Annotated in this window: 8 protein-coding genes; 4 read left to right on the top strand and 4 right to left on the bottom strand. The window is 63.4% G+C overall.

From position 1 onward, the window contains the following. A partial coding sequence (locus R2855_19480; GenBank protein ID MEZ4533185.1) for an acyl-CoA dehydrogenase family protein occupies nucleotides 1-294 on the top strand: 294 nt, incomplete at its 5' end. Nucleotides 295-319: 25 nt separating this feature from the next. Here the strand turns inward: R2855_19480 and R2855_19475 are convergent. Next, nucleotides 320-2,572 carry a hypothetical protein gene (locus R2855_19475; protein ID MEZ4533184.1) on the bottom strand — a complete coding sequence of 751 codons (2,253 nt, stop codon included), beginning with the start codon at nucleotides 2,570-2,572 and terminating at the stop codon, nucleotides 320-322. Between the two features lie 166 nt (nucleotides 2,573-2,738). On the opposite strand from R2855_19475, the gene R2855_19470 reads away from it, so the two are divergent. Together R2855_19470 and R2855_19465 are read left to right on the top strand one after the other, a co-directional pair. Further along, complete coding sequence (locus R2855_19470; protein ID MEZ4533183.1) at nucleotides 2,739-4,412, top strand: hypothetical protein; 1,674 nt, start codon at nucleotides 2,739-2,741, stop codon at nucleotides 4,410-4,412. Between the two features lie 43 nt (nucleotides 4,413-4,455). Beyond that, nucleotides 4,456-5,586, top strand: a complete 1,131-nt coding sequence (locus R2855_19465; protein ID MEZ4533182.1) for a hypothetical protein — start codon at nucleotides 4,456-4,458, stop codon at nucleotides 5,584-5,586. A 61-nt stretch (nucleotides 5,587-5,647) separates the two neighbouring features. On the opposite strand, the gene R2855_19460 is transcribed toward R2855_19465, so the two are convergent. Then, nucleotides 5,648-6,730 carry a glycosyltransferase family 1 protein gene (locus R2855_19460; GenBank protein ID MEZ4533181.1) on the bottom strand — a complete coding sequence of 361 codons (1,083 nt, stop codon included), beginning with the start codon at nucleotides 6,728-6,730 and terminating at the stop codon, nucleotides 5,648-5,650. A gap of 284 nt (nucleotides 6,731-7,014) precedes the next feature. Between R2855_19460 and trxA the strand changes: the two genes are divergently transcribed. After that, entirely contained in the window at nucleotides 7,015-7,356 is a 342-nt protein-coding gene (gene trxA / locus R2855_19455) for a thioredoxin (protein MEZ4533180.1), read from the top strand. A 99-nt stretch (nucleotides 7,357-7,455) separates the two neighbouring features. Here the strand turns inward: trxA and R2855_19450 are convergent, their stop codons facing one another. After that, nucleotides 7,456-8,175, bottom strand: a complete 720-nt coding sequence (locus R2855_19450; protein MEZ4533179.1) for an ABC transporter ATP-binding protein — start codon at nucleotides 8,173-8,175, stop codon at nucleotides 7,456-7,458. 32 nt (nucleotides 8,176-8,207) lie between these two features. After that, nucleotides 8,208-8,802: ABC transporter permease (locus R2855_19445; protein MEZ4533178.1), on the bottom strand; the 595-nt coding region annotated here is incomplete at its 5' end.

Below are 8,802 nucleotides of genomic sequence, written 5' to 3'. Positions count from 1 at the left end.
ATGGCAACCGAGATCACGAAAGCGCAGCTGCTGACACTGCAGCTCTCTCGTTTGCTCGATGCCGGAGAGGCGACCGCAGGGATGACCGCGATGGCCAAGGCGAACAACTCGAAGATAGCCCGCGACTGCGCTCGACTGGCGCGTGAAATCCTGGGCGGGAATGGCATCCTCCAGCAACACCACGTCATGCGGCATATGGTGGACATCGAAGCGATCTATACCTTCGAGGGAACGTGGGACATCAACACGCTGGTGGTGGGCCGGGACTTGACTGGTTTGAGCGCGTTTGTCTAGCGGCGCCCAGTCTGCGGGTGCCCGCTCATGTGGCAGGCGTAATGACGTCCGTAGTCTTCAAGGGGTTCGCGGCATTGGCGCGCGCGAGCACGGCGGCCACCCGAGACTGTTCTGCGGGCGAAAGCGTGGCGATGGCGCCATAGGGATCGGGTGATGCGGCGGTGAGAATCGCGTTCTCGTCGTCGGCGAGGAGCGCCTCGCGCAAGCGTTCCCGATGAGCTTCGCGACGTACGTCGTGCTCCAGCACCGCGAAGTCGAGCCCATGCCCCAGATAGGGTTGCGCGCCGCCAAACGCGGCTCGCGCGGCAGGTAGCATGCGTCCCAGGCGCGCGTAGTCTGGCGGCTTGGCAGTGGCGGCGCGACGAATCGTGGCCACGATGCTCAATCGGTCCGCAACCGTCTGAATACTCGCCCAATCGAGATCGGCGGGCAGCAACGCGCCGGTCGATTCCATGTCGTTCATGGCATCGACCAGCTTGCGGTCATCGCCAGATGCAAGCGCTTCGCGCAGGCGCACGGCCGCGCGCCGCTGGGCGATCAGGCGAGTGGCACGCCGCTTTTCCGAAGGGCCGAGCAGTGTCTCGGACTCCGGCGGTTTGGCTGCGAAAAGCTCGGCCAACGCAACGGCATCACGGTCGCGCAGGGCTTTCCGAGTATTCTGCAACCAGCGACGCCGACCCTGGGCGAGCGCGATCCGGTCCTTGTCTTCCTGGCTGAGGTAATCGGGTTCCGACAGAAGGTCATCCAATGGGCTGCTCAGAATGATCTCGTCAGCGTCGAGATCGATCCCCTTCTGCAACTGTTGCCATTTGATTGCCAGGCGAACCGACCGTTCCGCCGAACGTGAAATCCCGCGAAGCTCATCCAGCTCGCCACTGGCCGCCATGTCAGCGAGACGTTGGCGGTCATCCGCCTCGAGCGCTTCGATCAGTTGAGCGCGAAGCTCCGCCTGGTGAAGCGCTCGACGATAGGCGCGCCGGGCGCCCGGTTGCACGGCGATCACCAGCGATTCGGCTTGCTCGACGGCGGCGATCAACTCATCGTCGTCACCCGAATCGATGGCTCGGGCCACACGTTGATTGACATGCTCGGTCGCTAGATTGGTGGCCTGAATGGCATACGGGATGACCTCGGGTGCTTGCCGAACCGACGACCAGAGATCGACGACGGTTTCGGTGTCCCGATCGATAACGGCAGCGATGAACGTTGCGGTCGTCTCCTCGACGGGTTCGCGCGAGACGACGTCGTACCACGTCGCTTCCGCCGCCACCGGGGGAGATGGAATGGCTGCCGGCGGAGGCGGCGGTGGTGACTGCTTCTCGACGACTGCAGCGCGAGCGGCATGCCAGGCATCATCGATCGGCGGAACCGCATCGACTGCTGCCCGACACGCCTCGCGTAGGATTCCGAGCAGCCCCTGAAACTCGTCGTCTGGCATCGACGTGAGCCGTTCGAAGAGTTTCGACTTGTTCGGCGCGGCCAGATCGGACGGGGCGAACAGCAAGGCGCCATCGATTCGAGCAGGCGAATCGCCAAAGTCGTCGCGCAGCGACGGATCGATCGCAAGCGCCCGCAACGAGACGTAGATAAGCAAGGCTGCGAAGTCGTCGCGCCGCTCCGGCGCGGAAGCGACTCCGCGCGGGTGCGCGTACGCGGCGGGCGGCTTGGCCTTCGAGATCGACACCGCCCCGGGCCACCAGGCCGTGTCGTAGTCCACGAAGACAGGACCTCGCTCCAGATCGACCATGACGTTCTGCCCGGTCAACGATCCATGCGAGAAGTCGACTTCACGGTTGGCAGCCACGGCACGAAGCCAGGAGTTGGCCAACGCATTCAGCACGCGCTTTTCGCGCTGGCGGGCGGCGCGGTCGACCGCCTCGATCAACGTCGGGCCTTCGATCCACTCCATGGCGATCACTGGCTCGCTCAACGAACGGAAGTCCGGTCCTGGCAAGAGCAAGCCTTCCGGGAAAAGATGGACGAACTGTACGAGCGGGGAGTGGTCGGACGCGCGCAACCGTCGCAAGGTCGCGTCCTTCGACAGCCGTTGATAGCGAGCCAGAACCGCGCTATCGAGCTTGTCCGTCAGGAAACAGCGGAGCGCGACAAAGCCAGGAGCGGCGTTTTCCAGCCGGTAGACAACCGCCTCATTCCCGGCGATGCGAAAGGGCTGACCGGTCCCGGCCATGGAAATCGCCCCCCCGCCGAGCGCACGAAGCGCGGGCAGGTTGCGGCCCGGTCGAAGCATGGCGTGGTCGAATGTCGCGATAGTCGGCATGGGTGATGACGAGCCCGATCCCTGTACGTTCGCTGAGAATGGGGTACCAGCAGGGATACCGGGAATGGTACATTGTCCATGCGCAGAGGGAAGCGCATCGTACATCTACCCCGCAAACGGAACCCCCGTTCGAACCCTGCGACCGAGAAATCGAGACCCAAACAGCATGCGGCTACGCTCCAGCTCCACCGATGCCCCCAGCACCGGCGTCACCAATGGATCGACGTCCAGTTGGCCCACGACCTCGACCTATGACCTCTTTGCGTCGCGGCATCGGCCATCGACAACCAGCGAGCTGACGCGTGAGCTGGAAGCAATGGCGGCATCGGTTGCGGAGGTCGATTCGAAATCGGCCGAGCGCCTGACCGACCTGGCTTCGTCGCTCGAGACCGACGAGAGCCGCCTCCGCTGGGCCGATGTCGACATGCGGCAGGCGTTCAACACTGATCAGATTGCGCACGCCTACGCGGTCAAACGGGAAGGCGGGTATGTTCCGGCCATCGTCGACCGGGTCGACCGGTTACGGAACGTCCTGATCCTGCTGCCCATCTTGCTCACCTGGTTCGCCCTCTTCGAGGCGAGCCGCAACTACGCCCGCTACATCGAGTCGAATCCGGACGAAGTCGGGAATCCGTTTCTGCTCCTCTGGGAGCAGAACTTCGGCGGAACCGCCCATTGGTGGTCTCCGTCGTTCTCGGTGCTGGCGCTCACGGATGCGGCAATCATCGGCTTCATCATCTTTCTGACCTTCTATTCCCATGGACGACGCGAAGCGCGGGAAGAAGCGATCGACAAGAGCGCCATGGCATTCAAAACCGAACTCGACAATGTCCTGGCTGAAGCAACCGTGGCGCTTGCCCCCGATCGCGCAGGACGCCCGGCCATGCTGGCGCGCAGCGTCCACCGCCTGGCTGACCGGTTCGACAATTCGAGCCAGGAACTGCTCACACGTCTGAAAGCCGAGCACGATCGTCTCGCGTCGATTGCCAACCGGCGCGAACGCGAAATCGCCGACTTTGGTGTCTTTGCCAGCGGAATGCGTGCCGGCGCGGAAGAAACACACCGCGTGCTGCTCGAAATGAAGCAGCTTTCGACCGGATTGCAAAATGCGCTCGAGGATCTGGCGAGCGAAGTCAGTGCCGCAGGCGAAAACCAGCGGTCGCTGCAGAAGTCGGTCAGCACGCTGGAACGGCTGGTCGGCGCGAGCATGCAAAGCGATGCCGCGTTGACACGCAAGATAGCCGACGCCGCCGAGGCCCTGGCCGATGCCGCCGATCGGTCGATGGCCGGAGCGGAAACCGCCTCGCAAGCTGGACGCCTCGCGACCGACGCCGTGCACGGAATCGTCGACCTGACCGCGTCTCTCTCGGGGGGACAGGCGCGGCTGGAGCATGCGCTCGCCGAGCAGACCGAAGCAAACGCCAAACTGGCCGATTCGCTCCGTTCCGGTGTGGGTGGCGTCAGCGCGTCCTCGCGTAGCCTGGGCGACATTTCGCTGGCGCTTTCACAGCTCCGCGAAGAGTTCAACCGCATGTCGCAGCTGGCCGAGGAACAGAACATGACGCTGGCGCGGCTGCTGTCCGAGCAGAACACAATGGCATCGAGCCTGTCCGATGTCGCGCGGGATCTCAGCGCGGCGGGAGTTTCCACGTCGCTGCGCCAACGGGAGATGAACGATGAGCTTGGCTCGCTGGTCCGACGCCTCGATGCGTTGGCCTCCACCCTGACCCATATCGCGGGCGGCGCCGACGCTGCCTGGCTGCAGGGCGGGAGCGGGTATGCGGAAGACGAGCCATCGACACGGACACGGAAAGGCTCATGGCCCGGCGGAAGTCGCTAGGCCAGGTGCGCATGTTCCCCACCACGAATGAGGCACGGACATCATGAAGGTCCGCCGGCGACGCGAAGGCCGAGACATGATCCTGCTGGGAGGATGGCTCTTCGCTGACCTCCTGCTCGGTCTTGCCATGCTCTTCCTGACCGCGAATACGGTTGGCACACCGCCACCCACTCCGACGCCGACACCATCGCCCAATGGCTACGCCACCATGGCTGCAGCCGCGCAGGCGACCGCCACCGCGCAACAGGCCGAGCTCGACGCGCTGAACGTTACGGCCACGGCGGTCGACGAGGCAGCCGCTGCGACCGCTGCCGCCCAGGCAACGCAGCAAGCCATTCTGGTTCAGCGCGCCACCGAAGCCGCGCTATTGCAACTCACGCAAGAAGCCCTGACCGACGAGGAGCGAGCGACCGCGAATGCCGAGGCCACCCAGCAGGCCCTCGAAGCCCAGGCCACACTGGCCGCGTTTGCGACGCAGCAGGCGCAATCCGACCAAAGCGCGAACGAGCTGAACAGCCAATTGGCCACTGCTGCCGCGCAGGCGACCGAAAACGCGGTCAGCGCGCAACAGACAATCGAGGCGCAGCAGACTCAAGCAGCTGAGGTGGCCCTGATTGCCACCCAGAACGCCGAATCGGGCGCCAACGATCTTGCGACCGCCCAGGCCGCCGCGGCTGCCGCACAGGCCACTGCGGAAGCGCTCGCGGCGGCCAACTCGTCGAGCGATGCCGACATCGCGACTGCGCAGGCGGAAGCGAACCTGGTGCAATCGACTATCGCCGCGCTCAGCACGCAGCAGGCCGCATCGAACGCAACCGCCACGGTGCTTGCCCAGCAAGCAGCACAGGGATCGATCGACCCGTCCAAAGTCGAGCTCTCCATCGATGTCGACTACGAAGGGCTGATCAATGGCGATCCCGATGCGATCGAAGACGCCAGCGCAACCTTGGCGGACGTGCTGGCGCCGTACGAGGGTTGTCGCGTGGGGCTTTCGCTTACGTTCGGTTGGAGCTCGGACTTGCAAACGGGCATCGCCGTCGCCCAGGCGGTGAACCAGATACTGGCCGACGACTTCCCGGAAATCTTCAGTGATGCCGCGCTGGAAGACTTCGCCAGCCTGCAGGACCCACCGGGCCGGGTCGATCTCGAGTTCTTCTTCTTACAAGGGTTGTGAAGCGCTCGGAACCTGAGTCGCCGGCGCTTCCAGGACGGGCCCTTCTCCGACAACTCCCGAGCTACCTTCGATCGGCGCCGAGGGCAGCTCTGTATGTCTCGAGGGTCGCGCGGACGGTGCGCGACCATGGAAACGCGGCAGCGCGGGCTCGGCCCTTGGCCGACAACGCGGTCCTGAGCGCGTCATTCGTTGCAAGCTCGATCATCGCCTCCGAGAACGCCTCGACCGTCGGTTCGACCAGGAATGCCGCATCGCCAGCGACCTCAGGGTGCGAGGTTCGGTTGCTGGCAACGACGGGAACGCCATGCGCCATTGCCTCCAGGATGGGAAGCCCGAACCCTTCGCTACGGGAGGGGTTCACCGCAATCGAGGCGTGCGCGTAGAGCGCGTTCTTTTCCTGCTCGTCGACTCGTCCGGTGCGCACCACGCGATCGCCCAGGCCAAGTTGCTCGATGACAGGTTCGACTGGTGGATAGACAACGGGGTTGTTCGAGTGTGGAGAACCGACCAGCACGAGCCGCCAGTCCGGCCCAAGCTCCCAAGAGGCGCGTGCGAACGCCTGCAGCAGCATGGTCAGGTTCTTGCGCGCATCGAACCCGCCTGTGTGGAGAACATACGGTCCCGAAAGAACTGGAGCGGCGGGCGGTTCCTCCACGGGCGAAACACCCATCGGGATGACATCGATCCGTTCCCGCTCGATGCGCAGGAGTTCCTGCACGACCCCGGCAACGTAGCTCGACGGCACGATCACCCGAGTCGCATGGGGGACCAGCGCGCGTGCGAGCGCGCTCTGGATCCTGGCGGGGCGAGAGGACCGGTATTCTGGCAATTGAAGCGGGATCAGATCGTGCACCGTAACGATCAGCGGACCATCGAATCTGCGTGGGGCGGCGAAGCGCGTCATGTGGAGCAACTCCACCTTCGAGCCTCGAGCCGCAACCGCGATTCCCCGCAGATCCCAATTCAGTCGGGCAATCTTCGAGGAGGACCGCAGCAGACCCGAGGGAGCCGAGATCGGCACCAGATCGACACCTGTATCACCGTTTCGAGATGAGTCGATGAGCGCTTCCACATACGCGCGCACGCCTGAATATGGGTAGAGCAGCGGGGCCACATCGAGCCCAATTCTCAGGCGATTCTCCATCCGTACGGGGCCATTCTCGAACAGGGTTGTGCGCCGGCTCCAAATTGCGGGCAAACGATTGGGATGAGTCGCCAGTACCGGGCAGGCGATGTCCGCATTCACATCTCCGAAGTTGCGCCAGAGCGGTTAGTATAGCCCGAGAGGAGACGGCCTCAGCTTCTCGAATACGGCCCGCGGCTGAGCGGAGACCGCAATCCAATGGCGGACCGGTCTGGCAGCAGTCGCACAGACGTGCTAGTATTCCAGAAGTAACTTGTAAATAGTAACCACGTCGGAGATGACGAATGTCCAAGTGCACAGAAATTACAGACGCCCAGTTCGATGCCGAAGTCACCCAGTCGGATAAATTGGTGCTGGTCGACTTCTGGGCCCCCTGGTGCGGTCCCTGCCGTTCGATCGCCCCGATCCTCAACGATCTTGCCAAGGAGCGTGAGGACACGGTCAAGGTTGTCAAGATCAACGTCGACGAGGAGCAGGTGAACGCCGCCAAGCTCGGCATCATGACGATCCCAACCCTTGTGCTCTTCAAGGACGGACAGCCGGTCGATCGTCTCCTTGGTGGGTATCCGAAACGCGCGATCGTCGAGCGGGTGGACAAGCACCTTGCCGCTCCAGTCGCCGGGTAGTCCCTCAGCGCATCAACAGACCAGAAAAGCCGACGGCTTCAGAACCGCCGGCTTTTTTGGTGTCCGTGATGTAGCGAACTTCCCAACCGGTCGGAATGGTCAGACGGCACCCACAGGGATCTGCTCTGGTCCGACGCCACTGGCGGTCTCGATGCGGCCGTCAGTGATGCGCACCACCCGATCGCACAGATCGATCAAGCGCTCATCGTGGGTCACGAGAATCCCGGCCTTGTTCCGTTCGTGAATCTCGGACGCAAGCAACGTGACGACCTGGCGTCCCCGCGCAGAATCGAGACTCGCCGTCGGCTCGTCGGCAAAGATGATGCGCGGGTCGTTCATCAACGCGCGGCCGATTGCCACCCGTTGCCGTTGCCCGCCGGAAAGCGCATCGGGATAGTGGCGAGCGCGAGCGCTCATCCCGAGCTCGTCGAGCAAGCGATCTGCCCGTTGAGCAGAGGCATGTTTGTCCATGTCGGTCAGATGGCCGATGAACAGCAGCTGCTCCCGGGCGGTCAGATACGAGATAAGATTCGATCCCTGAAAGATGAACCCGATCTTCTGCAGGCGCAGCTCAGCGCGTTGCTTCTCTCCCGCGGTGGTGATGTCCACCCCATCGAGCAGGACGGTTCCTATCGTCGGTGTGAGCAGTGCCCCGGCAATCGACAGAAGGGTCGATTTCCCTGACCCCGAGGGTCCGATCAACGCCACCAGTTCGCCCTCGCGCACGTCGAGATCGACGTGCGTCAATGCCTCGACCAGAGACTCCCCTTCGCCAAACACCATGCCAATGTCGCGCATTTCGAGTACGTTGTTCGTCATTTGCGAGTCCTCATGAATGGATCGACGGGCCGCTAGGCCGTCCTGTTGATAGCGTCGAGGGGATCGATGCGGGCGATTCGCAAGAGCGACAGCAATGTGCTGGCGAGCGCCACGAGCAAGAGTAACGAGCCGAATAGCGCCATTCGGTCCATAGAGACGCTGTACGGCACCGCGTCGCCAATGACGAGCGCCAGGGTGTCCGAGATCGATATTCCCAACAGCACGCCCACAAGCGCCAATGCGAATACCTGCGACACCAGCGCCTTTGCCAAATAGCCAGTTCCGGTGCCGATGGCCTTCATGACGCCAAGCTCAGGCATCTTCTGCAAGGTGATGATGTAGAAGAACGCAGCAATGATTCCCGCGGCGATCACAACCAGGAAGATCTGAATCAGGAGCAGCGTGCTGTTCTGCTCGGACTCACCGGGGATATGGTCGCTCACTTGCTTCTTGCTGCCGACCATCGTGTCGGGAACGGCAGTCGGAATCTGCACGAGCGCTGTCCCGGATCCCTTTACCAGCACGGCCGTCGCGGTCGATTCCTGGTAACCGCCGCCGGCGGCTCGCGCCGATTGCCAAAGCTCGAGGGGCATGAAGATCACTGGGGCAATGCGATAGGACTGCCCG

The organism is Thermomicrobiales bacterium, from assembly GCA_041390825.1.
Taxonomy (GTDB): domain Bacteria; phylum Chloroflexota; class Chloroflexia; order Thermomicrobiales; family UBA6265; genus JAMLHN01.
This window is presented reverse-complemented; position numbering and strand designations above follow the sequence as displayed.

Bases quoted from the DNA above. Each gene is read 5' to 3' on its own strand.
- R2855_19450 (MEZ4533179.1), bottom strand. From the start codon at position 8,175: ATGACGAACAACGTACTCGAAATGCGCGACATTGGCATGGTGTTTGGC.
- R2855_19470 (MEZ4533183.1), top strand. From the start codon at position 2,739: ATGCGGCTACGCTCCAGCTCCACCGATGCCCCCAGCACCGGCGTCACC.
- R2855_19460 (MEZ4533181.1), bottom strand. From the start codon at position 6,730: ATGGAGAATCGCCTGAGAATTGGGCTCGATGTGGCCCCGCTGCTCTAC.
- R2855_19465 (MEZ4533182.1), top strand. From the start codon at position 4,456: ATGAAGGTCCGCCGGCGACGCGAAGGCCGAGACATGATCCTGCTGGGA.
- R2855_19475 (MEZ4533184.1), bottom strand. From the start codon at position 2,572: ATGCCGACTATCGCGACATTCGACCACGCCATGCTTCGACCGGGCCGC.
- trxA (MEZ4533180.1), top strand. From the start codon at position 7,015: ATGTCCAAGTGCACAGAAATTACAGACGCCCAGTTCGATGCCGAAGTC.